28 protein-coding genes and 1 tRNA gene are annotated in these 24,597 nt (G+C 65.9%); 9 read left to right on the top strand and 20 right to left on the bottom strand.

All coding sequences use genetic code 11. The features are described 5' to 3' along the window. Positions 1-36 precede the first annotated feature (36 nt). Entirely contained in the window at positions 37-1,161 is a 1,125-nt protein-coding gene (locus AC1MH0_RS07940) for a PQQ-dependent sugar dehydrogenase (RefSeq protein WP_480965425.1), read from the top strand. Positions 1,162-1,327: 166 nt separating this feature from the next. On the opposite strand, the gene AC1MH0_RS07935 is transcribed toward AC1MH0_RS07940, so the two are convergent. Next, the gene (locus AC1MH0_RS07935) at positions 1,328-1,729 is read right to left on the bottom strand and encodes a PaaI family thioesterase (RefSeq protein WP_480965424.1); all 402 of its coding nucleotides are present in this window, start codon (positions 1,727-1,729) and stop codon (positions 1,328-1,330) included. Next, positions 1,726-2,181 carry a PaaI family thioesterase gene (locus tag AC1MH0_RS07930; RefSeq protein WP_480965423.1) on the bottom strand — a complete coding sequence of 152 codons (456 nt, stop codon included), beginning with the start codon at positions 2,179-2,181 and terminating at the stop codon, positions 1,726-1,728. Before AC1MH0_RS07930 ends, AC1MH0_RS07935 begins: the two co-directional genes overlap by 4 nt. Before the next feature lie 95 nt (positions 2,182-2,276). On the opposite strand from AC1MH0_RS07930, the gene AC1MH0_RS07925 reads away from it, so the two are divergent. Next, entirely contained in the window at positions 2,277-3,059 is a 783-nt protein-coding gene (locus AC1MH0_RS07925) for a crotonase/enoyl-CoA hydratase family protein (protein ID WP_480965422.1), read from the top strand. 195 nt (positions 3,060-3,254) lie between these two features. Here the strand turns inward: AC1MH0_RS07925 and AC1MH0_RS07920 are convergent, their stop codons facing one another. The 13 genes from AC1MH0_RS07920 to AC1MH0_RS07860 form a co-directional block, all read right to left on the bottom strand. Next, on the bottom strand, positions 3,255-3,620 hold the full coding sequence (locus AC1MH0_RS07920) for a hypothetical protein (RefSeq protein ID WP_480965421.1): 366 nt from the start codon (positions 3,618-3,620) through the stop codon (positions 3,255-3,257). After that, entirely contained in the window at positions 3,620-4,036 is a 417-nt protein-coding gene (locus AC1MH0_RS07915; protein ID WP_480955706.1) for a hypothetical protein, read from the bottom strand. Before AC1MH0_RS07915 ends, AC1MH0_RS07920 begins: the two co-directional genes overlap by 1 nt. Positions 4,037-4,072: 36 nt before the next feature. Continuing rightward, positions 4,073-4,798 (bottom strand): hydroxyacylglutathione hydrolase, encoded by a 726-nt coding sequence (gene gloB, locus AC1MH0_RS07910; RefSeq protein WP_480965420.1) that lies wholly within the window; start codon positions 4,796-4,798, stop codon positions 4,073-4,075. A 7-nt stretch (positions 4,799-4,805) separates the two neighbouring features. Further along, on the bottom strand, positions 4,806-5,222 hold the full coding sequence (locus tag AC1MH0_RS07905; RefSeq protein ID WP_480965419.1) for a VOC family protein: 417 nt from the start codon (positions 5,220-5,222) through the stop codon (positions 4,806-4,808). 79 nt (positions 5,223-5,301) lie between these two features. Further along, a complete protein-coding gene (lptG, locus tag AC1MH0_RS07900; protein WP_480965418.1) occupies positions 5,302-6,399 on the bottom strand; it encodes an LPS export ABC transporter permease LptG in 1,098 nt (365 codons plus the stop codon). Next, a complete protein-coding gene (lptF, locus tag AC1MH0_RS07895; RefSeq protein WP_207897156.1) occupies positions 6,396-7,589 on the bottom strand; it encodes an LPS export ABC transporter permease LptF in 1,194 nt (397 codons plus the stop codon). Before lptF ends, lptG begins: the two co-directional genes overlap by 4 nt. 89 nt (positions 7,590-7,678) lie before the next feature. After that, complete coding sequence (locus tag AC1MH0_RS07890) at positions 7,679-9,643, bottom strand: ATP-binding protein (protein WP_480965417.1); 1,965 nt, start codon at positions 9,641-9,643, stop codon at positions 7,679-7,681. Positions 9,644-9,739: 96 nt separating this feature from the next. After that, positions 9,740-11,002: a serine palmitoyltransferase gene (spt, locus tag AC1MH0_RS07885; RefSeq protein WP_480965703.1), complete on the bottom strand. Its 1,263-nt coding sequence runs from the start codon at positions 11,000-11,002 to the stop codon at positions 9,740-9,742. A gap of 176 nt (positions 11,003-11,178) precedes the next feature. Continuing rightward, the gene (locus AC1MH0_RS07880; RefSeq protein WP_480965416.1) at positions 11,179-11,424 is read right to left on the bottom strand and encodes an acyl carrier protein; all 246 of its coding nucleotides are present in this window, start codon (positions 11,422-11,424) and stop codon (positions 11,179-11,181) included. A gap of 58 nt (positions 11,425-11,482) precedes the next feature. After that, positions 11,483-12,394: an NAD-dependent epimerase/dehydratase family protein gene (locus AC1MH0_RS07875; RefSeq protein WP_480965415.1), complete on the bottom strand. Its 912-nt coding sequence runs from the start codon at positions 12,392-12,394 to the stop codon at positions 11,483-11,485. Positions 12,395-12,485: 91 nt separating this feature from the next. Further along, positions 12,486-13,583 carry a glutamate 5-kinase gene (proB, locus tag AC1MH0_RS07870; protein ID WP_480965414.1) on the bottom strand — a complete coding sequence of 366 codons (1,098 nt, stop codon included), beginning with the start codon at positions 13,581-13,583 and terminating at the stop codon, positions 12,486-12,488. A gap of 151 nt (positions 13,584-13,734) precedes the next feature. After that, on the bottom strand, positions 13,735-14,781 hold the full coding sequence (obgE, locus tag AC1MH0_RS07865) for a GTPase ObgE (protein WP_056065949.1): 1,047 nt from the start codon (positions 14,779-14,781) through the stop codon (positions 13,735-13,737). A 78-nt stretch (positions 14,782-14,859) separates the two neighbouring features. Further along, positions 14,860-15,459 (bottom strand): TetR/AcrR family transcriptional regulator, encoded by a 600-nt coding sequence (locus tag AC1MH0_RS07860; RefSeq protein ID WP_056055838.1) that lies wholly within the window; start codon positions 15,457-15,459, stop codon positions 14,860-14,862. 63 nt (positions 15,460-15,522) lie between these two features. Here AC1MH0_RS07860 and AC1MH0_RS07855 point away from each other — a divergent pair, with 63 nt between their 5' ends. Further along, positions 15,523-16,392 (top strand): metal-dependent hydrolase, encoded by an 870-nt coding sequence (locus tag AC1MH0_RS07855; RefSeq protein WP_480965413.1) that lies wholly within the window; start codon positions 15,523-15,525, stop codon positions 16,390-16,392. A 291-nt stretch (positions 16,393-16,683) separates the two neighbouring features. Here the strand turns inward: AC1MH0_RS07855 and AC1MH0_RS07850 are convergent, their stop codons facing one another. From AC1MH0_RS07850 to hspQ, 4 genes are all read right to left on the bottom strand, one after another. After that, entirely contained in the window at positions 16,684-17,229 is a 546-nt protein-coding gene (locus tag AC1MH0_RS07850) for a GNAT family N-acetyltransferase (RefSeq protein ID WP_480965412.1), read from the bottom strand. Between the two features lie 174 nt (positions 17,230-17,403). Continuing rightward, positions 17,404-17,706, bottom strand: a complete 303-nt coding sequence (gene rpmA, locus AC1MH0_RS07845; RefSeq protein ID WP_060527420.1) for a 50S ribosomal protein L27 — start codon at positions 17,704-17,706, stop codon at positions 17,404-17,406. A gap of 13 nt (positions 17,707-17,719) precedes the next feature. Next, positions 17,720-18,079 carry a 50S ribosomal protein L21 gene (gene rplU / locus AC1MH0_RS07840; RefSeq protein ID WP_120301376.1) on the bottom strand — a complete coding sequence of 120 codons (360 nt, stop codon included), beginning with the start codon at positions 18,077-18,079 and terminating at the stop codon, positions 17,720-17,722. Between the two features lie 230 nt (positions 18,080-18,309). Beyond that, positions 18,310-18,705 carry a heat shock protein HspQ gene (gene hspQ / locus AC1MH0_RS07835; RefSeq protein WP_136191180.1) on the bottom strand — a complete coding sequence of 132 codons (396 nt, stop codon included), beginning with the start codon at positions 18,703-18,705 and terminating at the stop codon, positions 18,310-18,312. A gap of 156 nt (positions 18,706-18,861) precedes the next feature. On the opposite strand from hspQ, the gene AC1MH0_RS07830 reads away from it, so the two are divergent. From AC1MH0_RS07830 to AC1MH0_RS07805, 6 genes are all read left to right on the top strand, one after another. After that, positions 18,862-18,951, top strand: a tRNA-Ser gene (locus tag AC1MH0_RS07830). Between the two features lie 157 nt (positions 18,952-19,108). Then, positions 19,109-20,107 carry a ribosome small subunit-dependent GTPase A gene (rsgA, locus tag AC1MH0_RS07825; protein ID WP_480965411.1) on the top strand — a complete coding sequence of 333 codons (999 nt, stop codon included), beginning with the start codon at positions 19,109-19,111 and terminating at the stop codon, positions 20,105-20,107. A gap of 535 nt (positions 20,108-20,642) precedes the next feature. Then, the gene (locus tag AC1MH0_RS07820) at positions 20,643-21,893 is read left to right on the top strand and encodes a lipoprotein-releasing ABC transporter permease subunit (RefSeq protein ID WP_480965410.1); all 1,251 of its coding nucleotides are present in this window, start codon (positions 20,643-20,645) and stop codon (positions 21,891-21,893) included. Beyond that, complete coding sequence (locus AC1MH0_RS07815; protein ID WP_093399625.1) at positions 21,886-22,599, top strand: ABC transporter ATP-binding protein; 714 nt, start codon at positions 21,886-21,888, stop codon at positions 22,597-22,599. Before AC1MH0_RS07820 ends, AC1MH0_RS07815 begins: the two co-directional genes overlap by 8 nt. After that, on the top strand, positions 22,596-23,195 hold the full coding sequence (locus tag AC1MH0_RS07810; protein ID WP_480965409.1) for a GNAT family N-acetyltransferase: 600 nt from the start codon (positions 22,596-22,598) through the stop codon (positions 23,193-23,195). Before AC1MH0_RS07815 ends, AC1MH0_RS07810 begins: the two co-directional genes overlap by 4 nt. After that, the gene (locus tag AC1MH0_RS07805; RefSeq protein ID WP_480965408.1) at positions 23,192-23,671 is read left to right on the top strand and encodes a glutathione peroxidase; all 480 of its coding nucleotides are present in this window, start codon (positions 23,192-23,194) and stop codon (positions 23,669-23,671) included. The genes AC1MH0_RS07810 and AC1MH0_RS07805 overlap by 4 nt, the downstream gene beginning before the upstream one ends. Positions 23,672-23,911: 240 nt before the next feature. Here the strand turns inward: AC1MH0_RS07805 and AC1MH0_RS07800 are convergent, their stop codons facing one another. Then, positions 23,912-24,505 carry an HdeD family acid-resistance protein gene (locus AC1MH0_RS07800; RefSeq protein ID WP_480965407.1) on the bottom strand — a complete coding sequence of 198 codons (594 nt, stop codon included), beginning with the start codon at positions 24,503-24,505 and terminating at the stop codon, positions 23,912-23,914. Positions 24,506-24,597: the final 92 nt, after the last annotated feature.

Here is a 24,597-nt window from a genome sequence, read left to right as displayed (position 1 = left end):
ACGCCGCGTTTGCGGAGAGATTTCCGGGAGAAGATCATGATTCGCAAAACGCTGTTCGCCACTGGGTTGCTGACCGCCACGCTGCTCGCCTCGACCGCCTGTTCGGCTCAACCGGCTGCGGCGGGGAAGCCGTTCAAGGAGACGGTGGTCGCCGACTTCGATTCGCCTTGGGCGATGACGTTCCTGCCCGACAAGCGCATGCTCGTGACCGAGAAGAAGGGGCAGATGCTGCTGGTCTCCGCCGACGGCAAGTCGCGGCAGACGGTCGCAACGCTCACCGTCGATTCGGCCGGGCAGGGCGGCTTGATGGACGTCGTCCTCGCGCCCGACTTCGCGACCAGCCAGCGCGTCTATTTCAGCTATTCGACCGCAGGCGAGGGCGGCAAGGGCGTCGTCCTCGCGCGCGGTCGCCTGCGCGCGAACGGGGGCGGCGGCGAGCGTCTCGGCGAGATCGAGGTGATCTTCAGCGCGCGGCCCTTCGTGGAGGGGAACGGCCACTACTCCGGTCGTATCGCCTTCTCGCCCGACGGCAAATACCTGTTCTTCACCAACGGCGAGCGCCAGAAATTCACCCCGGCGCAGGACCCGAAGATGACGCTCGGCAAGGTGCTGCGTCTCACGCTCGACGGCAAGCCCGCCCCCGGCAACCCGCTCGTCGCAAAGGGCTTCGCGCCCGAGATCTGGAGCTATGGCCACCGCAACCTGCTCGGCATCGCGTTCGACAAACAGGGCAATCTCTGGGAGCAGGAGATGGGGCCAAAGGGTGGCGACGAGGTCAATTTGATCAAGCCCGGCCTCAACTACGGCTGGCCCAACGCCTCGAACGGCAGCAATTATGACGGCACCGACATCCCCGATCACAAGCCCGGCGACGGCTACGAGCCGCCCAAGGTGTTCTGGAACCCGGTGATCTCGCCCGGCGGCCTGATGATCTATTCGGGCAGCATGTTCCCGCAGTGGAAGGGCGACGCGTTCATCGGCGGGTTGTCGTCGAAGTCGCTTGTCCGCGTCCACCTGACCGGCACGAACGCCGCCAAGGGCGACCAATGGGATATGGGAGCAAGGATCCGCGAAGTAGAGCAAGGCCCCGACGGCGCGATCTGGGTGCTGGAAGATGGCGGCGACTCGCAAGGCCGCCTGATCAAACTGACCGCGAAGTAGGTCACACCAAGATCCCCCTCCCGCAAGCGGGAGGGGCTAGGGGTGGGCACGCGCTCACCTCGATTGCTGACGTCGCAGTCTGCGCACTCGTCACATTAACGTCAGCCCACGCGGAAGCCGCGTGCCCACCCCTCGGTCCCCTCCCGCTCGCGGGAGGGGAGGAAGATCAGTCGCGCACGATCAGATAATTCATCCGTGCCGCGGCAATCGGTTTCTCCCGCTCGTCCTGCCACGCGGTCGCCTCGACATTGGCCACCCGCGTCCCCAACCGAGTCACCACGCCCGCCGCCCTCGTAGGCTTGTCCCGACCACCCCGCATGAAATCGACCGTAACGTTGACCGGCTTGATCCGCGGGTCGGAGCCAGTGGCACCCTCAGCCTCCAACGCATGCTGCAAAGCCGCAATCGCCGCCATCTCCAGCAACCCCGAGATCGCACCCCCATGCAAAAACCCAGGCCGCCCCAGCACGTCATCCGCAAACGGCATCAGCAATACCGGTGGCGCGCCGTCCTCGGCTTCGACCGAAACGCGAAGAATCTCCGCATAGGGCGGCAAACCGATGGTCATGCCTCGGTCCTCCTGTTGAGACCCATGCCGGCGACATCGCCCACCACCATGAACGTCCCCGCGACATGCGCGAGCGGATCGCCCGGATCGCCGTCATGCGCCTGCCCGCGGACGAACGCGATCGAGCGCGTGATCCGGTAACACTCCCCGCGCCCGATCACCGTCTTCCCCGGCGTCGCCGGCCGCAGGTAATCGACCCGCAGGTCGAGCGTCGCATGCGGCACGAACGCATTGCGTTTGATCCAGATGGCCAGACTCGTCGCCATGTCCATCATCGTGATGATCGGCCCCGACGCGATCACGCCGCTCGCGCGGTCGCCGATCAGCCGTTCGTCATAGGGCAGCGCAAGCTCCGCCCAGTCGTCGCCATGCGCGTGATAACGCATTCCCAGCGCGGCGCCGTGCCCGCCGAACCCGCGCGTCGCAAACCATTGTGGATCAAAACCAGCCATGCGCGGAGCCTCTACACGCCGTGTGAGCGCGCGCAACATTGCGGGGGAGGGCAGGGGCGGTTAGCGTTCGAGAAAAGATCGAGAGGATCGCCACTATGAACGACCGGGTCACCATCACCGTCACGGACGGCATCGCCGACGTCCGCCTCGCGCGCGCCGACAAGATGAACGCGATCGACCCGGCGATGTTCGAGGGCATCGCCGCCGCGATCGACCGCCTCAAGGGGATGACCGAAGTCCGCTGCGTCGTCCTCTCGGGCGAAGGCAAGGCGTTCTGCGCCGGCCTCGACATGGCGTCGATGGCGAGCGGCGGCTCGGGACTGGCGCTAGGCGACCGCACCGACGAGGGCGCCAACCTCGTCCAGCAGGTTGCCTGGGGTTGGCGCACCTTGCCGATGCCGGTGATCGCCGCGGTCCACGGCGTCGCGTTCGGCGGCGGCTTCCAGATTATGTCCGGCGCCGACATCCGCATCGCGCATCCGCAGGCGAGGTTCGCGATCCGCGAAAGCTATTGGGGCCTGGTCCCCGACATGGCCGGCATCGCGCTCTGGCGGACGCTGGCCCGCGACGACGTGCTGCGCGAACTGACCTACACCGCCCGCGAGTTCGATGGCGCGGAGGCGTTGCGCCACGGCTTCGTCACGCGGCTGTCGGAAGACCCGCTCGGTGAGGCGATGATGCTCGCCCGCGAGATCGCGGCGAGGAACCCCCACGCGATCCGCGGCTCGAAGGCGCTCTACAACCTTGCTGCGGATGCCGATGCGGTGGCGGTACTCCACGCGGAAACCGAAGAGCAGCTGAAGGTCATCCGCACCCCCAACCAGGTCGAACAGGTCCGCGCGAATATGGAAAAGCGGGCGGCGGTGTTCGAGGACTGAGCCCACCCTGTCGTCAGGATGACGGAGGGGGCGACGTTCCGCCCCACTTCTACCACCCCGGCGCAGGCCGGGGCCCAATTGGAAAGGTCGATGTCACGGAGCGCCGTCCTCAGTCAGCACCGTCCCCCAATTGGGCCCCGGCCTCCGCCGGGGTGGTGCAACAAACGGGCGGCGCATTGAGGCGGAACGAACCTCCTACTTTACCTTGTCGTACGGCGTGAAATCCCGAAACCGGCAATACCCCGACGGGATCGACATACCCGCCGACACCGTCCGGAACCGGTCGTTCCGACACAATTGCCCCCCGTAAACATCGACGATCAACGTATCGAGCGGCCGCAGCGAAGGACATTCGCCGACCGGCCCGGTCTTCCAGATCCGCTTGCCCGACTGCCGATACAGGATCGTCTGCGAATCGACGATTTCAGGCCCGTTGAGTTGTTGAAGATCAATGCACCGCACCGGCGTCCCAGCGACCCGGCCTTCCAGCGGATCAGACTTTCCCGCCCCGAGCATTCCCACCGTCAGCAGCGCCACCGACGCCAAAATAGCGCCGCGCATCACGGCTTCCGATACGGGACGAAGTCGCCGAAGCTGCAACTCCCGGTCGGAAAGCGCGACGCCTGGTCGAACGTCTGCGCGATGTCACCACGGCAGAGTTGCCCGCTCGGCGTCCGCGTCACGAGGATATCGCCGCGCGCGATTCCCTCGCACCCACCGGCGGTATCGCTGCGATACACCAGCCCGCTATTCACCCGGTACAGGATCGTCGCGCCGTAGCCCGAGCTCTGTTTCTGCGGAAACTGGGTGAGACACGTTTCGGGTTTGCCCGGTACAAGTCCCGCCAGTTCCTTGGCGAGTTTCTCCTGCACGCCCGCTTCACGAACCTGCGCGCGTTCGACTTCCGCCTGGGTCTGCGTACATCCCACCAGCATCATCGCGGGCAGCAACATCATCGGTAAGGCTCGCATAGTCATCGAAACGCTCCTCGGGATCTTGCCGCTATGCCGCTATTACGCGCGAAACGAGTCCTTGGCCGCACGATATCCTGCGAACTGTTCGAGCGACGTCGCGCGGAGGAACGGATTGGTCGCCCGCTCGCGCCCGATCGTCGTCGGCACGGTAGGCTCACCCTTCGCGCGCAACGCGTCGACCTCGGCCATACGCGTCACGATCGCCGCATTGTCCGGCTCGGCGACCAGCGCATAGCGCCCGTTGCTCTGCGTATATTCGTGCCCGCAGAACACCTCGGTCTCGTCCGGCAGCGTCGCATAGCGCTGCATGTTCGCGAACATGTCCGCCGGCGTTCCCTCGAACAGCCGGCCACACCCCATCGCGAACAGCGTGTCCCCGGTGAAGATCGCCGCGTCGTAGGCAAAGTGGAACGCGATATGCCCCTGCGTATGCCCCGGCACCGTCATCACGGTTGCCTCGTGCGCACCAAGGCGGACGACGTCGCCCTCGCCGACCTGCTCGTCGAGCGTCGGGATCTTGTCCGCCTCCGCCGCCGGGCCGACGACGGTAGCACCATACGCCTTCATCTCGGCGTTGCCGCCGGTATGATCAGGATGCCAGTGCGTCGTCCACACCCGGTCGATCCGCCAGTCGCGCTTCTTGGCGGCAGCGATCACCGGCCCCGCCTCGCCCGGATCGACTACCACCGTCTCGCCCGAGACGGTGTCGTGGATCAGCCAGGCATAATTGTCGGAAAGCACCGGAACGCGGACGATATCGAGCATCAGCGTGTCACCACTTGCCGGTGTTGGGCATCGACGCCCACGGCTCGGCGGGATCGAGCGCGCCATCGGCCTGCAACAGCTCGATCGAGATGTTGTCCGGCGTCCGCACGAACGCCATGTGGCCATCGCGCGGCGGCCGGTTGATCGTCACGCCCGAGTCCATCAGCTGCTGGCACGTGTCGTAGATATTGTCGACGCGGTAGGCGAGGTGACCGAAGTTGCGACCCTCGCCATACTCCTCGGGATCCCAATTGTGGGTGAGCTCGACCTCCGCGCCCTCGTCGCCGGGGACGGACAGGAAGATCAGCGTGAACCGACCCTTCTCGTTCTCCATCCGGCGAACCTCCTTCAGGCCCAGCGTCTCGAAGAACGCGATCGTCTTCGCCGGGTCGCTCACGCGGATCATCGTGTGGAGGTATTTCATGCTTGCTCCGAGGGTTGTTCGGACCAGCAGATAGGGATGGCGGCGAAGTCGTGAAAGGGTGCGATCGACCGCCCGAGCCCTATTCCTCCGACCGGATCAGCACCGCCTCGCCGATGAAGAAGAACAGCAGGAACGGCGCCCAGGCGGCAAGAAACGGCGGATAGGCGCCGAGATTGCCCATCGCGAGCGCGAAATTGTCCGCGACGAAGAACGCGAAACCGAGCCCCATGCCGATCACGGCGCGGACGAACAACTTGCCCGATCGCGCGATCCCGAACGCCGCGACCGCGCCCAGCAGCGGCATCAGCACCGACGACAGCGGCCCCGACAGCTTGTGCCACAACGATCCTTCGAGCGCCTTGGTTGGCCGCCCCGCATCGGACAGGTCGGCGATCGCCGCCTTCAGCGCGCCGAACGACAGTCCGTCCGCATCGACGCTCGCCAGCGTGAACTGGTCCGGCCGCACATCCTTCGCGATCACGACCGCACCGAGGTTCGCGACGGTACCGCGCGCCACGTCGAACCGCGTCGCCGGCCCGACCAGCCAGCCGCCACCGCCACGCTTGCCGTGATCGGCGCGCAGGATCGCGACGAGGTTGCCACCGGTGCGATCGTACAGCGTGATCCCGCCAAGCCGGGTCGCATTGCCGCGCCCGCGGATCTGATTGACCTCGATCAGATCGTCGCCATCGCGCACCCACACGTTTGCGCGGTCGCCGCGATCGATCGGCAGCGGGCCGTAATTGACCTTCTGCCACTGGTTCAGCGTCGCGGTCGATCGCGCCACCACCCGGTCGTTGAACGCGAAACTGATCACCGCCACGCCGAGGCTCGCCACCAGCAACGGGGCAAGCACCTGGTGTGCGGAAAGGCCGGAGCCCTTGAGCGCGACGATCTCGCTGTTCTGGTTCATCGTGATCAGCGTCAGGATCGTCCCGAGCAGCACGGAGAAGGGCAGGAACCGCGACACGATCTGCGGCACGCGCAACGCGACATATTGCCAGACCTGTGAATCGCCATTGCCGGGATAGGCGAGGATGTCGCCGGAGTTGCTCAGCAGGTCGAGCGCCTGGAGTACCAGCACGAGCGCGGCGAGCACCGCGAACGTCCGCACCAGGAACATCCGTCCCATGTAGATCGCGACCGTCCGCGACGGGAAGAAGCTGATCAGGTTCATGCGGCTTTGCTCTTACGGAAGCCCGGGATGCGCTTGGTGATCGCCTTGAACGTCTTCGAGAAGACGCGTTCGAGCGCACCGATCGGTTGCCCGCCGGGGACATAGGCGATCGTGTAGTACATCCACAGGATCAGCCCGGCGAAGATCGTGAACGGCACCCACAGCGCAATGATCGGATCGATCCGGCCGAGTTCACCGACGTCCGCCGCATACTGGTTCACCTTGTGATAGGTGACGATCATCACGATCGACAGGAACACGCCGAGCGCGGACGAGGATCGCTTGGGCGGCACCCCGAGCGCAAGCGCGAGCAGTGGCAACAGGAACATCGTCGCGACTTCGGCAAGGCGGAAGTGGAACTCCGATCGGCTGCCATCGCGTTGCTCCAGCGTCTTGCCACGCTGGCCCTGCTTGGCGAGTTCGGGCAGCGTGTATTCGAGATTGCGCCCGCCTCGGACGCGGAAGCTCTCGAACTTGGGCAGGTTGATCGGCAGGTCGTGGCTGGTGAAGGTCAGCACGCGCGGCGTCTTGAACTCGGGCCGGTTGTGGACGAGCGTACCGTTGGCGAGCCGGAAGATGATGACGTTGGGATCGTCGGTCGCGAGGAACTTGCCCTTCTCCGCGGTCACGCCCAGCCAGTCGCCGTTCGGGCTCTGCGCGTGGACGAAGATGCCCGACAGTTCTCGGCCCTTGTCCTTGCTCTCCTCGATCCGCAGCGTCATCTTGCTGCCGAGATTGGTGAACTCGCCGACCTTGATCGACGCGCCGAGCGCACCGGTGCGCAGCTCGAAGCGCAGGCCTTCGTAATAATAGCGCGCGATCGGCTGGACATAGCCGACGATCGCGAGGTTCAGCAGCGCCAGCGCGATCGTGTACATGTACGGCACGCGCAGCAGCCGATTGTAGCTCATCCCCACGCCGCGCAGCACGTCGAGCTCGGACGAGGTCGACAGCCGCCGGAACGCCAGCAGGATGCCGAGCATCAGCCCGATCGGAATGCCCAAGCCCAGATATTCGGGCAGCAGATTGGCGAGCATCCGCCACACGACGCTGATCGGCCCGCCTTGCGTCGCGACGAAATTGAACAGCCCGAGCATGCGATCGAGCACGAACAGCATGACGGCGATCAGCAGCGTCGAAAAGAGCGGCACCGCGATCAGCCGGGCCATGTAGCGGTCGATGGATTTCATGCGCGGGTTGGGCTCGGTATGCTGGGTCGCGCGGGTATAGGGGCGCACGCGCTATGCGTCATCCTCAATCGCAACACGTCAGTGAACGCTCATTCCGCGGCGATCGGCTGGTCCGTCTCGCGGCGCTCCGCGGCCATCGCCGTCACGACCGCGCGCTCCAGCCCGTTGAGCGTGAAGGGTTTACGCAGCACCTCGTGCCGGCCGAACTGCGCGACGTTCACTTCGCCGGCAAACCCGGTGACGAACAGCACCGCGACGTTCGGATAGAGCGGGCTTAGCGCCGCGATCATCTCCGGCCCGGTCTGGCGCGGCATCAGCACGTCGGAAATGATCAACCCTATCCCCGGGTTCGCCGCCAGGAGCGCAGGCGCGGCAAGCGGATCGTCGCACGCGATCGGATGATGCCCGATCTCCTCCAGCGCGCCGGTCGTCGCGGCCAGCACGCGCGGATCGTCCTCGACCACCAGGATCTGCAACGTCTCGGGCATCGTCGGCGCGATCGGCTCGGCCATCGCGATCGGGACGGTCGGCAGGGGGAGGGCGACCAGCTCGGCAGCGCGCGGGAAATAGAGCGTGACAATCGTCCCTTCGCCGGGGGCGGAGACGATGCCGACTTCGCCGTGCAACTGCTGGGCCAGCGCGAAGATCTGGCTCAGCCCGAGCCCGGTGCCCTTGCCGACCTCCTTGGTGGTGAAGAACGGCTCGAACACGCGCTCGGCGACGTCGGGCGCCATCCCGCAGCCATCGTCGCCGACCATGATCGTGACGTAGTCGCCCGCCGCGCACCGGCCGACCTGCTCCGCCGCCAATGTCGTCGTGCCGGTCGCGACGGTCAGCGTGCCGCGCCCGTCCATCGCGTCGCGCGCGTTGACCGCGAGGTTCAGGACCGCGTTCTCCAGCTGTACCCGATCGGCACGGACGCACCCGCCGGCCGCATCGTCGCGCACGATGACGGTGATCGCGTCCCCCAGCGTGCGGTCGAGCAGGTCCGACATCCCCGCGACCAGCGCGGCGGCGTCGATCGTCTCGGCCTTCAGCGAATCCTCGCGACTGAAGGCGAGCAGCCGGCGGGTAAGCGCCGCCGCGCGATTGGCACCCTCGGTCGCGCTGTCGATATGGCGACGCACGCTGGCCGGATCGCTCGCGAGATTACGGCGCGCCAGTTCGAGACCGCCCAGCACCACCGCCAGCATGTTGTTGAAGTCGTGCGCGATCCCGCCGGTCAGCTGCCCGACCGCCTCCATCTTCTGGATCTGGCGCAGCTTGGCCTCCTGCACGCGCAGTTCGGCGGTGGCGGCAGCGACCGCGGTCGTCAGCTCGTCGGCGCGCTCGCGTTCCAGCTCGGCATCGGCCAGCGCGGTCGCCCGATCGCCGACCGCACGGATCGTGAACCAGCCCAGCACGATCGCGCCCAGCACGATCAGCACGCCGAATATCGCGAGCACGCCCGCGACCCAGCTCGACCGCTCGACCGACCCCATCGCCGCCGCCGTCCGGTCGTCGAGCAACGCGCGCTCGCGTGCGATCAGCGTGTCGAGCGTCGTGTTGATCTCGATGAGCGTCGGCGCCTTTCGCCCCTGGTAATAGCGTGCGAGCGCCTGGCCGTTCTTGCCGTAGCGCGTGTTGAGCGCCGTCAGCGACAATTCCCGCCCGCGCGCGTCATAAGCGGTACGCAGCCGATCGACTCGCGGCTGCTGCTCGGGATTGTCGTTCGTGATCTGGTCGAGCCGGTCGATCTGCGTCCCCGCGAGCAGCCATTCGTCGAAATAGAGCTGCCCGAGCTGCTTGTCGCCGCTGATCACGTAGCGCCCGAGCGACGCCTCCGACCGCGCGATCGTCCCGGACAGCGTCCGCGCGAGAATCATCACGTCATAGCTGTGCGCCTGCAGCGCTAGCGCGCGATCCCGCTGGCGATTGGCGTGGCCGAGCGTCACGATCAGCGCCACGAGCACCGCCGCACCGAGCAGGCCCATCACGACCAGCATGGCTGTGCGCCACCTTGCCCCGCCCACCTGGGCCGCAGTCTCGACCTCGTCTTGCGTCACGGCCGGCATCCTAACGCGTCGTTGCCCACACGCAATGACTTGGAATGCCGGTACCGATCGAACATTTCACGGATGTTTCCTCCTCCTCGCGGGAGGGGGAAACCGTCAGCCGATCACGCCGACGGCGCGGCCAGCGGTCTCGAACATCCCGAGGATCGTCGTGATCTGCTGGTCGGTATGCTCCGCGCACAGCGAGCATCGCAGCAGGAACGTCCCAGCCGGAGTCGCCGGCGGGCGCGCCATGTTGACGTAGAGACCGCCCTCGAGCAGCGACTGCCAGATCGCGATCGCCTGTTCCTGGTCGGTCAGGATCACCGCGATGATCGCCGAATCGGACGTCTCGGTGCCGAGCTTGAACCCCATCGCCTTCAGCCCGCCGTGCAGCCGGCGCGCGTTCTTCCAGAGCTGCGTGCGCTTGTCGTGTGCGGTCATCAGCTTGCGGATCGAGGTCGCGGCGGTCGCGACCACCGACGGCGGCAGCGACGCGGTGAAGATGTACGGACGGCAGGCGAACCGCACCATCTCGAACTTCGGGTGGTTCGATACGACGAACCCGCCGACGGTGCCGACCGACTTCGAGAAGGTGCCGACGACGAAATCGACCTCGTCGGTGAGCCCCATCTCCTCGTACACGCCGCGGCCATTGGGGCCGAAAAAGCCCATCGAATGCGCCTCGTCGACCAGCACCATGCAGCCATGCTTCTTGGCGACCGCGACCATCTCCTTGAGCGGGGCGATGTCGCCGAGCATCGAATAGACGCCTTCGAGCACCACCAGCTTGCCGGCTTCCTTCGGCAGGCGGCCGAGGCGCTTGTCGAGATCGGTAACGTCATTGTGACGGAAGCGGACGATCTCGGCATTGCCCTGCTTGCAGCCGTCGTAGATCGACGCGTGGCTGTCGGCGTCGAGGATGACGTATTCGCCCTTGCCGGCGAGCGTCGAGATGATCCCGAGATTGGCCATGTACCCGGTCGAGAACACGATCGCGCCGGTCATGTCGTAGAATTCGCGGAGCGCCTGCTCGACGTCGATATGGTCGTGGAACGTGCCGTTGAGCATCCGGCTGCCGTTGGTGCCCGACCCGAACGCGTCGAGCGCATCCTTACCCGCCTGGATGACGTCGGGGTCGAACGTCATGCCCATGTAGTTGTACGTGCCGAGCAGGATCGTGTCCTTGCCGCGGATTACCGCCTGCGTCGGGCCCTTCACCTCGTCCATCACGATCGCGAACGGATTGCGCACGCCACTGGCGATCAGCGCCTCGCGTTCGGCGATCAGCGCGTCGAATTTCGACATGAGGTCACGTTCGGGAGCGACCTCCGGAGCGTCGACGGGGAGGGCGTGGGCAGTGGTGGCGGCTTCGGTCATCGTCATTCGGCCTTGAAAATTTCCGTTCGTCCTGAGTAGCGGCTGAGCGAAGCCGAAGACGCGTATCGAAGGGCAGGTGGTTCGATACGGGCCCCTTCGACTGCCTGCTATGGCAGTCGCTCAGGGCAGGCTTCGCCATGCTCAGTCCCTACTCACCACGAACGGGATATTTTTGGTTAGTCCTGCTTCAGCTTCGCGACCGCGTCGACCAGCTGGCCGACCGTCTCGATCTCGGCCTGCATGTTCATCGTGATGATGATGTCGAATTCGTCCTCGATCGCCGCGACGAAATCCATGACCGTGAGGCTGTCCCACTCCAGGTCGCCCTGGAACGTCGTCGCATCGGTGAGCGGGGCGCCCTTCTTGTTGAACGGCTCGATCTGCGCGGTGACGGTGTCATAGATCTGCTGACGGTCGCTCATGATAATCCCTTCGGTGTCGCAAGCATCCCTGACAGGAAATTGCGGCGGCTTTTCGGCGCTATAGCAGCCCGGCGGCGCGATACCATGCGGCGGTTTGCGCCAGCGCCTGCGGGGTCGGGACGGACGGCGTCCACAGCGCGGCCGGCGGCGGCTTGTGCGAGACCCAGTCGGGGTGGCAGAAATAGCTGACCCGGTCGCGCGTCAGCTTGGCCTTGCCGCGGCGGACGAGCCGGTCGGCGGCGGACGCGAGCTTCAGAAGCGCACGGGGTGTGGAGAACACCTTGACCGACTTGCCGACCGCCCCGTTCACCGCCGAGCCGATCGCGCGCGCGAAGTCACGGTTGTCCCAGCCGTTCGGCACCCCGTCGTCGGGCTCCATGATCGACGGCGCATCGGGGATGTCAGCAAGCGCGAGCAGCAGCGTCGTCAGGTCCTCGACATAGAGCAACGAGACGCGCGTATCGGCGGGTGGCATCGGCACGTAGCCCAAGCGTGCCGCCTTGAAGACGTCGAGCAGCTCGTGGTCGCGCGGGCCGAAGATCGCGGGCGGACGGACGATCGTCCAATCCAGCCCCGACGTCTGCACGCGCGTTTCCGCCTCGGCCTTCGACCAGCCATAATTCGACAGCGTCGGCTCGCGCGCGGCAAGCGAGGAGACGTGGACGAAACGGCGGATGCCGGCCGCCCGCGTCGCCTGAAGGATGCCCTCGGTTCCGGCGACGTTGCCCTCGGCAAAGCCCGCACGGTCGGCCGCGTTGACGACACCTGCGACGTGGATCACCACATCCGTGCCTTCGACCAAGGTCGCGAGGCTCTTCGGGCGATCGAGTGCGCCTTCGATCCAGGTCACGCCGATGCGCTTGGCCTGCGGCTTCCGTGCGAGCGCACGAACCGTGTGCCCGGTCTCAAGCGCGTGATCGATCAGGTGGCTGCCGACGAACCCGGTGCCGCCAGTGATCGCGAGAATCATGAGCCCATTCCCCAGACAGAAGCTTGTTCACCCGCGAAGGCGGGTGCCCAGACTGGGCACCCGCCTTCGCGGGTGAACAATGCTTGGCCGGTCATACGAGCGCCAGATGATTGCGGTGCACGAGCGCGGATCTTGGAGCGTAGCCAAGGATGGCCGCATGATCGTCGCTATGTCGACCAAGCAGGCGCGCGGTATCTGCCGCGTCATATTCCGCAAGCCCCCGCGCGACAGTCCCGCTCGGCCCTTCGATCGTCACCAGATCCCCGCGCGTGAAACCGCCATCGATTCGAGTCGCGCCGGTGGCGAGCAGACTCCGCCCCTGGCTGAGTGCCGCCGCAGCCCCCGCATCGACATGGATCGCCCCCTTAGCGGTCAGCCCACCCGCCAACCACGCTTTCCGCGCAGAAGCCGTCCGCTCGGCCGTAAAGATCGTATGACGGGCAGGGGTGGACAGCGGATGCTCGATCCGACCCGACGCGATCGCCAGAGGAATGCCAGCACCGGTCGCGATCCGCGCCGCGGCGATCTTCGAGGCCATCCCGCCCGAACCCATCCCCGAGCCCGACCCGTCATCCGCCATCCCCGCAACCGCATCGATCCGCGGCACGCTGGCGATATGAGTCGCGGACGGATCGGCATGCGGATTGGCGGTGTAGAGCCCGTCGACGTCGGACAGCAAGATCACGCCCTGCGCGCCGGCGGCCTGCGCGACGCGGGCAGCAAGGCGGTCATTGTCGCCGAACCGGATTTCCTCGGTGGCGACGCTGTCGTTCTCGTTAATGACGGGCACGACCTTGAGCGACAACAGACGGTTGAGCGTCGCGGCCGCGTTGAGATAGCGGCGACGGTCTTCTAGGTCGTCGAGCGTGACGAGAATCTGCGCAGCGTTCAGCCCCTGCGCGGCAAGCAGTTCGGCCCAAACCTGGCTAAGCGCAATCTGGCCGGTCGCCGCGGCGGCCTGCGCGTCCTCGAGACTGGCCCGACCGCCCTTGGCAAGACCAAGCCGGCGCGCCCCCAAGGCAATCGCGCCTGACGACACGATCGCAACCTGCTGGCCTTCACCGGTCCGAGCAGCAATGTCAGCGACAAGTCCAGTCAGCCACTCCCGCCGAACGCTCCCATCAGGATCGACCAGCAACGCCGACCCGATCTTCACGATCAGCCGCGCGCACGAAGACGGTGGAAACATCACGCATTCCCCTCCCGCTTGCGGGAGGGGTTAGGGGAGGGGCGGGCGTGACCTGTCGGCAAGAAAGCCCTCCCCCGACCCCTCCCGCAAGCGGGAGGGGAGAAATCGAAAGCCAACCCTCTCCCCGCGGGGGAGAGGGCCAAGACGGCGCCTACAGCGGCGACCATGCGACCGGCACTTCGCCTTCTTCCAATTCCTTCGCCGCGCCCGGAGCAGGGCCGATCGCCTCGATCAGCTGGTCGAGCACCGCCTCGATACCAGCGCCACTCGCCCCCGAAATCGCCATAACCTCGGCACCGCTCGCCTCAGCCAGCTCCGCGGACAATGCCGCGATCAGCTCAGGATCGAGCATGTCGATCTTGTTCAGCGCGACGATCACCTTCTTGTCGGTGAGCCCCTCGCCGTAATTCTCCAGCTCGTCACGCACGATCCGGTACGATTCGGCCACGTCACGGTCGTTCGCATCGACCAGATGCAGCAGCACCCGGCAGCGCTCGATATGCCCGAGGAAACGGTCGCCGATCCCCGCACCTTCGGCCGCGCCCTGGATCAGCCCCGGAATATCCGCGACCACGAACTCGCGCTGCTTGTGGCGCACCACGCCCAGCTGCGGGCGGGTGGTGGTAAAGGCATATTCGCCGACCTTGGCCTGCGCGTTGGTCACCTGGTTGATGAAGGTCGACTTGCCCGCATTCGGCAGCCCGACCAGACCCGCATCGGCGAGCAGCTTCAGCCGCAGCCAGACCCATGCCTCGCCGAACGGCCAGCCGGTGCCGTGCTGGCGCGGGGTGCGGTTGGTCGATGTCTTGTAGCTCGCATTGCCGCGCCCGCCGTCGCCGCCGCGGAACAGCACTTCGCTTTGGCCGACCTCGGTGAAGTCGATCAGTACCTCTTCCTTGTCCTCCGACAGCACCTGCGTGCCGAGCGGGACGCGGATGACGAGGTCCTTGCCGCCTGCGCCGGTGCGGTTCGAGCCCGATCCGCCCGAGCCGCGTGGCGCGCGGAAATGCTGCGTGTAGCGAAAGTCGATCAGCGTGTTCAGGCCGGCGATGCATTCGAACACGATGTCGCCGCCCTTGCCGCCATTGCCGCCATCGGGGCCGCCATATTCGATATATTTCTCGCGGCGGAAGCTGACGGCCCCGGGGCCGCCCTCACCCGAACGTACGTAGATCTTGGCTTGGTCTAGAAAATGCATCGCCGCCCCATAGCGAAATTGGCGAAAATCTCCACCCTCTGCGATTCGCCTCGCGATTCGAGCCCAGATCCGGTGTGCTCAGCAGCGGGCAGGGGCAGCCGCGTCCTTGCTGGCGAGCAGTGCGTCGAGCGCGAGTTCGCGTGCCTTGCCGACCGGGAGGCCGAGCGCGCGCGCCATCGGTGCCCCCATCAACGCATCGCCAAGCGCCATCAGCACCAACGTCAGAGTCTGTTCCTGGATCGGCTGGTCGCCAGGCATGTCGCCCTCCGCCAGTTCGTCGACGAGGTCGTGGATCGCGGTCAGGATCGGATCGAGCGCATTGGTATTGCCCGACAGGATCATCCAGCTCGCCAGCGCCCCCGCGCCGCCCTTGCCGAACGCGTCGAAGGTCATCTCGACGACCTCGCGCGGATCCAGCTCGCCCGCCCGCACGCGCAGCACGGCGGCGCCGATCGTGCCGACGATATCCGCCGCCATCCGCGTGATCAGCGCAGTGTGCAGCGCCTCCGCCGAGCCGAAATGGTGGAGCAGATTGGCGTGCGTCCGCCCGACGCGGCCTGCCACGGCCTTGAGTGTGACGGCGCTCGGGCCGCTCTCGACAAGCAGGGCTCGCGCAGCCTCGACGGCGGCTTCACGCGATTCGGTGGGGGAGAGTCGCTTGCGCGGAGTTGACGTCACGGACCGGGAAACCTATTTACATCAATGTAAGTAACGAGTGTTCATTCCTGTTTGGAGGTTTCCGTGGCGAAAGCAACCACGCCTGCCGATCTGACGATCACCCCGCGCGACCGCCGCTTCGGCCGCGGCGCCGCGATTCGCCGCTGGTGGCTGAACGACGATCCCATCGCGACCGCGTTCTACAACGCGTTGTCGGTGACGTTCCCGAAGGGCGAGGGCTATTTCGTCGACAGCGTGCGGAAGTTCCGCGAGGGCACGCCGCCGAAACTCCACGCCGAGATCAACGCCTTCATCAAGCAGGAGGTGATCCACACCCGCGAGCACGTCGCGTTCAACCGCCACGTCGCCGACCAAGGGTATGACGTCGCGCCGCTGATCGTCGATGTCGATGCGGCACTGGCGCTGACCAAGGGGCGTCCCGAGATCGCGAGCCTCGCCGCCACCACCGCGCTCGAGCATTTCACCGCGATGCTGGCGCACGAACTGATCGCGAACCCGAAGCACCTCGCGGGCGGTGACCAGCAGGCGGCGGCGCTCTGGTTGTGGCATGCCGCCGAGGAGATCGAGCACAAGGGGGTCGCCTACGACACGTGGCTCCACGCAACGCGGGACTGGCCGCGGTTTACGCGCTGGCGGGTGAAGTCGCTGGTGATGCTGATCACGACGTGGCGGTTCTTCACCGGACGCGCACGGGGGATGGCGGAACTGTTGCGGCAGGACGGGCTGACCGGGCCGAGGATGTGGGCGCGGATGGCGTGGTATGCGTTCGGCAATCCGGGGATGGCGCGCAAGATCGCAGGCGTGTGGGCGGCGTATTTCCTGCCGGGGTTCCACCCGTGGAAGCACGACGACCGCGCTCTGATCGGTCTGGCGGAGAGCGAGTATGAGGCGGCGGTGTTGCCGGTTGCGAAGCGGGCGGTGGCGGTAGCCTGAGCCTCGGCCTGCAAGCTCCAAGCTTCTCCGCTACTTCCTAGTCCTCCCGTGAAGGCGGGAGCCCAGGATACCAAGCACCACCGCCCGTGATTCCTGGACCCCCGCCTTCGCGGGGGAACAGCTATTGCTAGAGCAGCAACTCACCTGAACTGAGGCGCCACCCCGGCGAAGGCCGGGGCCCAATTGGGGGACGTTGCTAACGGAGTACATCGCTCCGTTACTGTGACCTTTCCAATTGGGCCCCGGCCTTCGCCGGGGTGGTGTGCCATCGTACGGCGACGGTGCTGCGACTCACGCCGCCAGCGGCATCGGCGCACATCGATCGTCATCCAGATCCAGCTCGAACATTACCGCAGGCGCTTCCCCACCACGGCCCCGCGAAGTTCGCGCCTCGACCCGCCCCGTAGGCCGAAACCCGAGCTTAGCCAGCACGCGCCCCGACGCCGGGTTATCGACAAAATGAAACGCATCCAGCCGCCGCAAGCCAAGCGCATGCCGCGCCATCGCCACCACCGCCTCGCCAGCCTCGGTCGCATAGCCACGACCCCAGGCGTCCGGCGCCAGCCAATAGCCGAGTTCGTGCCCCGCATCCGCCGCGCGGATACCGATCCCGCCGACGAGTCGCGGCGCACCCGCCTCCATCGTCTCGATCATGAAATGGGGATCGTGCGGCCCACGCGGCTGCGCCAGGAACGCCTCGGCATCCCCCAGCGCGTAAGGCCAGGGCGCCCGCGCCAGCTTGGCGATCACCGACTCATAGCCGATCGCCCGCGCTAGTGCAGGCGCATCCTCCGGCCAACCCGGCCGTAATGTCAGTCTCTTGGTGCGCGCGAACACGTCTCTCTCCTATCGCGTCATTGGCTGCGCGCATGCCACGTCGGGATGACGGGACCGCGACAGCCGCGTGGAGGGAGCAATAAAAAAGGGAGCCGGGGTGACCCGTCTCCCTTGTTCAGGTTCGCTTTCGCGACCCGGGTCACCCTGGTGGGCAACCCGGATGGTTACCCGATGTTATTCGGCTGCTGCTGCCATGTCGCCAGCATCTTGGCCAACGTCGTTCGCTGCCAGCTCGACCGAGCAGAACTTGCGCCCGAGTTTGCCCTGGCTGAACACGACGCGGCCATCGACTAGCGCGAACAGCGTGTGGTCGGTGCCGATACCAACGTTCGTGCCCGGGTAGAACTTCGTCCCGCGCTGACGCACGAGGATGTTGCCGGCGACGCACGCCTGGCCACCGAACTTCTTGACGCCGAGGCGACGACCGGCCGAATCGCGACCGTTGCGCGAAGAGCCGCCTGCTTTCTTATGTGCCATCTGAAGCTACTCCTTATGCCTGAGCGGCCGGGGCGGTGTCGCCCTCGTTGCGCGCCGAGTTCGCCTGGGCAGTCTGGCCGCCAACGCTGACGATCTTCAGGATCGTATGCTGCTGGCGATGGCCGTTCTTACGACGATAGTTATGACGACGACGCTTCTTGAAGACGATGACCTTGTCCGCCTTCGCCTGCGCGATGATCTCTGCGGCGACGACGAAGCCCTCGACGGACCGCAGCTCCGAGCCTTCGCCCGCCAGCAGAACGTCACCCAGCGTCACCGACGCACCTGCATCGCCCTCGATCTTCTCGATAACGATCTTATCTCCGGCGGCGACGCGATACTGCTTGCCGCCCGTGCGCACGACTGCGAACATGGCCCTTGTCACTTTCCAAATACGTGTATCCCACGAACGCAGGGTCCGCCGGAAGAAGCCGGGCAGCTAAGCGAGGGGGGGAGAGTTGTCAACCGCGAAGGGGCGGGAAAGAGGGGGCGCGTAGGGTCGTCCACCACAACTGCACAAGATTTTCGCCGCGAAGGCGAGGCCCAGACTGGACGCCCGTCTTCGCGGAAGAACAAACTTCACTAAATCAAAGCGATTCGCTCTTAGTGCCGATGAACCTGCCGCAGCGCGTACCGACCATCCGCATAGTCACTGAACAGCCCGTCAATCGCCGGATGGTCGACCGGCTCGTCGCTGTCGTCCGGCACCAGGTTCTGCTGGCTCACATAGGCGACGTAGCTCGACTCCATGTTCTCCGCGAGCAAATGGTAGAAAGGCTGGTCCTTGCGCGGACGAATGTCCTCGGGGATCGCCGCATACCATTCGTCGCTGTTCGCAAACACCGGGTCCACGTCGAAGATCACCCCGCGAAAATCGAACAGCCGGTGCCGCACGACGTCGCCGATCGAGAAATTCGCATGCGAGATCGGCGGTGCGACCACCTCGGCGGGCACGATCGGGCGGGTGATGTCGTGAGCGATACTGTCGTGTCGGGGCATATCGAGCAATTTAGGGTTTGTTTTGCGCCGCACAAGGAAAACGCGTCGAGCGGCGCCCGGAGCGCTCAAAACCCTCTTGCATCGCTGGGGCCCTTTCATTAGAGGCCGCGCTTCGACCGATCGGAGGCGCTGTTCGCAGAGCTTCGGATGACCTGCGGAGAGGTGGCAGAGTGGTCGAACGTACCGCACTCGAAATGCGGCGTACCCGCGAGGGTACCGTGGGTTCGAATCCCACCCTCTCCGCCATTTATTCCCTATACCACCGGACATTCGCCGTCAGGCGCACTCCCAATTGGGCGGTCCCACGCGCATACGGCGATGGCAATGCCCTCCGTCGCGGCCTAGACGATGGGCGGTACGACCGCCGCCGCCGCGTCGTCGAGAAGGATGCCGCACCAAGCCTATGATATCGACCGACCAGGCACTGGCAGACCTTGGCTGGACTGCGCATTTCGCAAACCAGCTTGCCGAAGATGAGCTTCAATATTGCCACCCTGTCCGCGTGATGGCGGTGCACCGCGGCAAGATCGCGGTGTCCGGCGCCAAATCGGACGGTTTCGTCTCGCCCTATATCGCGGGCGCGCAGCCAGGGGACGATCACCCGACGGTCGGCGACTGGCTGCTGATCGACGATCGCACGCAGGAGGCGACGCGCGTCCTTCGGCGCATGAACCTGTTCAAGCGACGCTCGCCGGCCGATCCGCGGAAAGATCAGATGATCGCCGCCAATGTCGACACCGTCTTCATCGTCGCATCGTGCAACCAGGATTTCAGCATCGCCCGGCTCGAGCGCTATCTCGTGCTGGCGCGCGAGGTGGGGGTGCCCCCGGTCGTCGTCCTCACCAAGGCCGACCTGACCGACACGCCCGAGCAGTTCGCCGCCGCCGCGCGCGCGATCGAACCGGGATTGCTCGTCGAAACCGTCGACGGGCGCGACCGGGCGGACGTCAAGCGGCTGGCGGCATGGTGCGGGCCCGGCAAGACCGTCGCGTTCCTCGGTTCGTCCGGCGTTGGCAAATCCACGCTCGTCAACGCCTTGCGCGGATCGGACAGCATCGGAACGCAGGCGGTGCGGGTCAAGGACGGTACCGGCCGCCACACGACGACGGTGCGCGAGATGCACCGGCTCGACCAGGGCGGCTGGCTGCTCGACCTGCCCGGTATGCGTGAGCTGCAATTGTCGGAGGCCGCGACCGGGCTGGCCGAGGTGTTCGACGATATCGCGCTGCTCGCGCAGGAATGCCGCTTTGCCGATTGTTCGCACGGCGTCGAGCCGGGATGCGCGATCCAGGCGGCGATCACTGCGGGGACGCTGGCACCTGACCGCTTCGAACGCTGGCGCAAGCTCAACGCGGAGGAAAACGGCGCCGCGTCACGGCTGACGAAGCGCCGGACGCGGTAACGCAGGCGCCGCGCCGCGACGTTTTCAAGGGATCGGACGCGGTAGAGCATCAGAGCGCAGCGTCTCGACTGTATTGTCGAGGCGGCCGCGACAGCAGCTCAAGATCTGACCAAGTATAGCCGGCCGCTACGATCTACGCCGGACAAGCAAACGCCCGGACCGTTGCCGATCCGGGCGCCTGCGTGACGATCGCTCGTCAGCCCCCATTTTGTCGCTCTCGCATCTCGTCTTGCGACGGAGCGGAAAAGCAGTCCCCGAACCACGGCCGTTGCCTGTGTCTCAGCGAGTTTGTTGCTAGTTATGTCCGTGGATTTTGTCACGGTCTTTGCGCGGGGCGGCTCACGATTGAACTGCGCCTGTGGCGATTACGCAACAGACCAATCTAGACACTTCCGGATCGGTACTATTAGGTCTGCGGCGGGGGATGCCGCAGCGCTACGCAAGGCCTGGCGCACAGGGGCCCGGCAGTTGCCTCGCAACGGGCCGCGTCCTAGAGCCGCTGCACTCTATCCCTAACGATCGAACCTGGCCGCCCATGATCCTGTCCCGCTACGAACGGATGATAGCCCGCCGCTATCTGCTGCCGGGCAAGGGCGAGGCGTTCATCTTCCTCGTCGCCTCGATCAGCCTGGTCGCGGTCATGCTCGGCGTCGCCGCGCTGGTGATCGTGATGAGCGTGATGAACGGCTTCCGCGCCGAACTGTTCGACAAGATCGTCGGGCTCAACGGCCATGCGGTGGTGCAGGGCGTCGGCAACCGGCTTCCCGACTGGCGCGAGATCGTCGCGCAGGCGCAGAAGACGCCGGGCGTCACCAGCGCGCTGCCGCTGATCGAACAGCCGCTCGCCGCGACCTATAACGGCCGTGCCGAGGCGGTGCTGGTGCGCGGCATGCGTGTCGACGACATCCGCCGCAATTCGACGATCAGCAACAAGGTGATCATGGGCTCGCTCCAGTCGATTACGCAGGGCAGCGGCCGTATCGCGATCGGCTCGCGGCTCGCCGAATCGCTCGGTGCGCAGGTCGGCTCGGAGATTTCGCTGTTCAGCCCGCAAGGCCAGACCACGCCGTTCGGCACCGTCCCGCGGATCGTAAGCTATACGGTCGGCGCGATCTTCGAGATCGGCGTCTACGATTACGACAAGGCGTACATCATCATGCCGATCGAGGATGCGCAGACGCTCCTCCTGATGGGCGACGCGGCTGGCATGGTCGAGCTGAAGACGGTCGATGCGGACCGCGTCGGCGAGATCCTGAAGCCGCTCGCGGACAAGATCGGGGGCAACGCGGTGATCGCCGACTGGCGGACGATGAACGCCCAGCTGTTCGAGGCACTCGCGGTAGAGCGCGTCGCGATGTTCACCGTGCTGTCGATCATCATCCTGGTCGCGGTGTTCAACATCCTCTCGTCGCTGATCATGCTGGTCCGCGCCAAGACGCGCGACATCGCGATTTTACGCACGATGGGCGCGACGCGTGGCTCGATGATGCGAATCTTCATCGTCGTCGGCACCACCATCGGTGCGCTCGGCACGGTCGCGGGCCTCGTGCTCGGCTTCATCTTCCTGTTCTACCGGCAGGGCGTAGTGAATTTCGTCCAGCTCCTCACCGGCCAGAATCTGTGGGACCCATCGATCCGCTATCTGACCGAACTCCCGTCGAAGACCGACCCCGTCGAGATCGTCGTGATCGCGCTGATGGCGCTCGTTTTCAGCTTCCTCGCAACGCTCTATCCGGCCTGGAAAGCGGCGAGTACCGACCCCGTGCAGGTGCTGCGTTATGAATGAAGGCCTCAAAATCGATCGCCAGATCGAGAAGTTCGACGATTACGTCCTCCAGACCAGCGGGCTGACCAAGAGCTTCACGCAGGGTGGCGCGACCATCGACGTGCTGCGCGGCGTCGACCTCGCGATCGCACCGGGCGAGATCGTCGCGCTGCTCGGGCCATCGGGCTCGGGCAAGTCGACGCTGTTGCAAGCCGTCGGCCTGCTCGAGGGCGGCTTCCAGGGATCGATCAGGATCGCCGGCACCGAGGCGGCCAAGCTCAACGCGCATGAGCGCACCGTGGTACGCCGCGACAGCCTCGGCTTCGTCTACCAGTTCCATCACCTGCTGCCGGATTTCAACGCGACCGAGAACGTCGTCCTCCCGCAGCTCGTCCACGGTGCCACGCGGGTCGAAGCGGACAGGCGCGCGGCTGAACTGCTGACCCAGCTCGGTCTCGGTCACCGCCTGACGCACCGCCCAAGCCAGCTTTCCGGCGGCGAGCAGCAGCGCGTCGCGGTCGCCCGCGCGCTCGCCAACAAGCCCGCGCTGGTGCTGGCGGACGAGCCGACCGGCAACCTCGACGAGCATACCGCCGACATCGTCTTCGCCGAGTTCATCCGCCTGGTCCGCGAACAGGGCACCGCGGCGGTGGTCGCGACGCACAACGAGCGGCTCGCGGCGCGGATGGACCGCGTGCTGCGACTGCATGAGGGACGGCTGGCGTGACCTGGGGCGAGACGCCGACGCTGACCGGGCGTCACGTCACGCTCCGCCCGCTGGTGCGCGACGATGGCGCCGCGCTGGTTGCGGCCGCGTCGGCGGACGGGCTCTGGGACCTGTTCTACGCCGGCGTGGCGAAGCTGAAGGACATCGACGGATGGTTCGCGGAGGTTTTCGCGGAGCAATCCTATGGCCGTGCGCTCGCGTTTACCGTGCTGGATCCCGCCGGGCAAACGATCGGCACCACGCGGCTGATGCGGATGAACGAGAAGAACCGGCGGCTTGAGATCGGCGGCACCTTCTACGCCAAATCGGTTCAGCGCACCGGCGTCAACACCGAAGCCAAGCTGCTGCTGCTGACCCACGCCTTCGATGCCCTCGGCTGCGAATGCGTCCAGATCCGGACCGACTCGCTCAACAAGAACTCCCAGCGCGCGATCGAGCGCCTGGGTGCCAAGCGCGACGGCGTCCTGCGCGGGCATCAGGTGACGGCCGACGGCCGCTTACGCGACACGGTGGTCTACAGCATCCTCCGCCACGAATGGCCCGGCGTGCGCCAGAACCTGACGTATCTGCTGGCCCGAAACGAGGACCGCCCATGACCGCGATCACCGACTTCACCGTTAAGAGCGCCGACGGCAGTGCGGCTTCGCTAGAACCGTATCGCGGCAAAGTGCTGCTGATCGTCAACACCGCCTCGAAATGCGGCTTCACCCCGCAATATGACGGCCTCGAAGCACTCCATCGCGACTATGCGGAGCGAGGGTTCGAAGTGCTCGCCTTCCCCTGCAACCAGTTCGGCGGGCAGGAGCCGGGTGACGCAGCCGAGATCGCCAATTTCTGCACGCTGACGTATGACGTGACGTTCCCGGTGTTCGCGAAGATCGACGTCAACGGCTCGGACGCGGACCCGCTGTTCGAGCGGTTGAAGTCGGACGCGCCGGGCGTGTTGGGGTCGAAGGCGATCAAGTGGAACTTCACCAAGTTTCTGGTCGGTCGCGATGGGGTTGTGGTGGATCGCTACGCTCCAACGACCAAGCCCGAGGACATCCGCAAGGATATCGAGAAGCTTCTGTAAACCACAGGGGCACTCCCCATACCACCACCCCGGCGAAGGCCGGGGCCCAATTGGGGGACGGCGGTGAAAACCGCTGCGCTCCGTTACTGCAACCTCACCAATTGGGCCCCGGCCTTCGCCGGGGTGGCGCTTTCTCGCGGGGAGAGGCCAAGCATCCCAACGTAGCGTGTTCCCCCGCGAAAGCGGGGGCCCAGACTGGACTCCCGCCTTCGCGGGAGAACAAGCAGTTCGCGGGGAAAGTCAGGCGGTCACCGAGAAAGCCGGCGCCCCCTTCTTATGCGCAAGCGCGGAAGCAACCGAAGTCACTCCACCAAACAAGAAGCTGATCCCCAGCACATACCCCGGCAGCGTCAACGCCGACCAAGGCAGTGTCGCCAACACGATCACCGCCAGCACGATGTTCACCACCCCCAGCACAATCATCAGCCCCTTACCCCGCCGAAACCGCGCCCCAAGCCCGATCTCCAGCGCCCCACGAACACCAAGCCAAACCGCAATCAGCAACGTCAGCGAGATCGCGCCCGTCGCCGGCTCGAACGCCATGATCAGCCCGATCACCAGCGACACCACCCCGAACCCGATCGCATAACCGCGCCCCTCATGCCCCTTGCCGGCAAACCCCGACACGATCGACACGATCCCGGCTGCGATGAGGAACGCCCCGATCACCAGCGTCGCGGCATAGGTTGCGGAAAACGGCGACGCGAACGCCATGATCCCGAGCACCACCGAAAGCAGGCCATACGTCAGGATCCACCCCCAGCCGGCACCCGCACGCGGCGTCCCCGCTGCTGTGGTTTCGGTATCGGCAAAGCGCCCGCGTGGATCGGTCATGAAGAATGCTCCCAGAAGTCCCCGCCGCAACGGCTCGTCGTGTCCACGGTTCCGATCGGACTCATCCCGGCTGGTCGAATCACGCCGCAGCG

It is taken from the genome of Sphingomonas sp. AP28, from assembly GCF_056680455.1.
This window is presented reverse-complemented; position numbering and strand designations above follow the sequence as displayed.

What these genes read in the sequence shown, in the direction of transcription:
- AC1MH0_RS07915 (WP_480955706.1), bottom strand. Translation starts at nt 4,036, where the DNA reads ATGACTATGCGAGCCTTACCGATGATGTTGCTGCCCGCGATGATGCTG.
- AC1MH0_RS07805 (WP_480965408.1), top strand. Translation starts at nt 23,192, where the DNA reads ATGACCGCGATCACCGACTTCACCGTTAAGAGCGCCGACGGCAGTGCG.
- rsgA (WP_480965411.1), top strand. Translation starts at nt 19,109, where the DNA reads ATGATATCGACCGACCAGGCACTGGCAGACCTTGGCTGGACTGCGCAT.
- spt (WP_480965703.1), bottom strand. Translation starts at nt 11,002, where the DNA reads ATGACCGAAGCCGCCACCACTGCCCACGCCCTCCCCGTCGACGCTCCG.
- AC1MH0_RS07820 (WP_480965410.1), top strand. Translation starts at nt 20,643, where the DNA reads ATGATCCTGTCCCGCTACGAACGGATGATAGCCCGCCGCTATCTGCTG.
- AC1MH0_RS07905 (WP_480965419.1), bottom strand. Translation starts at nt 5,222, where the DNA reads ATGAAATACCTCCACACGATGATCCGCGTGAGCGACCCGGCGAAGACG.
- AC1MH0_RS07930 (WP_480965423.1), bottom strand. Translation starts at nt 2,181, where the DNA reads ATGGCTGGTTTTGATCCACAATGGTTTGCGACGCGCGGGTTCGGCGGG.
- AC1MH0_RS07940 (WP_480965425.1), top strand. Translation starts at nt 37, where the DNA reads ATGATTCGCAAAACGCTGTTCGCCACTGGGTTGCTGACCGCCACGCTG.
- proB (WP_480965414.1), bottom strand. Translation starts at nt 13,583, where the DNA reads ATGTTTCCACCGTCTTCGTGCGCGCGGCTGATCGTGAAGATCGGGTCG.
- gloB (WP_480965420.1), bottom strand. Translation starts at nt 4,798, where the DNA reads ATGCTCGATATCGTCCGCGTTCCGGTGCTTTCCGACAATTATGCCTGG.
- lptF (WP_207897156.1), bottom strand. Translation starts at nt 7,589, where the DNA reads ATGAAATCCATCGACCGCTACATGGCCCGGCTGATCGCGGTGCCGCTC.
- rpmA (WP_060527420.1), bottom strand. Translation starts at nt 17,706, where the DNA reads ATGGCACATAAGAAAGCAGGCGGCTCTTCGCGCAACGGTCGCGATTCG.
- AC1MH0_RS07925 (WP_480965422.1), top strand. Translation starts at nt 2,277, where the DNA reads ATGAACGACCGGGTCACCATCACCGTCACGGACGGCATCGCCGACGTC.
- AC1MH0_RS07920 (WP_480965421.1), bottom strand. Translation starts at nt 3,620, where the DNA reads ATGCGCGGCGCTATTTTGGCGTCGGTGGCGCTGCTGACGGTGGGAATG.
- rplU (WP_120301376.1), bottom strand. Translation starts at nt 18,079, where the DNA reads ATGTTCGCAGTCGTGCGCACGGGCGGCAAGCAGTATCGCGTCGCCGCC.
- hspQ (WP_136191180.1), bottom strand. Translation starts at nt 18,705, where the DNA reads ATGCCCCGACACGACAGTATCGCTCACGACATCACCCGCCCGATCGTG.
- AC1MH0_RS07800 (WP_480965407.1), bottom strand. Translation starts at nt 24,505, where the DNA reads ATGACCGATCCACGCGGGCGCTTTGCCGATACCGAAACCACAGCAGCG.
- obgE (WP_056065949.1), bottom strand. Translation starts at nt 14,781, where the DNA reads ATGCATTTTCTAGACCAAGCCAAGATCTACGTACGTTCGGGTGAGGGC.
- lptG (WP_480965418.1), bottom strand. Translation starts at nt 6,399, where the DNA reads ATGAACCTGATCAGCTTCTTCCCGTCGCGGACGGTCGCGATCTACATG.
- AC1MH0_RS07880 (WP_480965416.1), bottom strand. Translation starts at nt 11,424, where the DNA reads ATGAGCGACCGTCAGCAGATCTATGACACCGTCACCGCGCAGATCGAG.
- AC1MH0_RS07935 (WP_480965424.1), bottom strand. Translation starts at nt 1,729, where the DNA reads ATGACCATCGGTTTGCCGCCCTATGCGGAGATTCTTCGCGTTTCGGTC.
- AC1MH0_RS07815 (WP_093399625.1), top strand. Translation starts at nt 21,886, where the DNA reads ATGAATGAAGGCCTCAAAATCGATCGCCAGATCGAGAAGTTCGACGAT.
- AC1MH0_RS07890 (WP_480965417.1), bottom strand. Translation starts at nt 9,643, where the DNA reads ATGCCGGCCGTGACGCAAGACGAGGTCGAGACTGCGGCCCAGGTGGGC.
- AC1MH0_RS07875 (WP_480965415.1), bottom strand. Translation starts at nt 12,394, where the DNA reads ATGATTCTCGCGATCACTGGCGGCACCGGGTTCGTCGGCAGCCACCTG.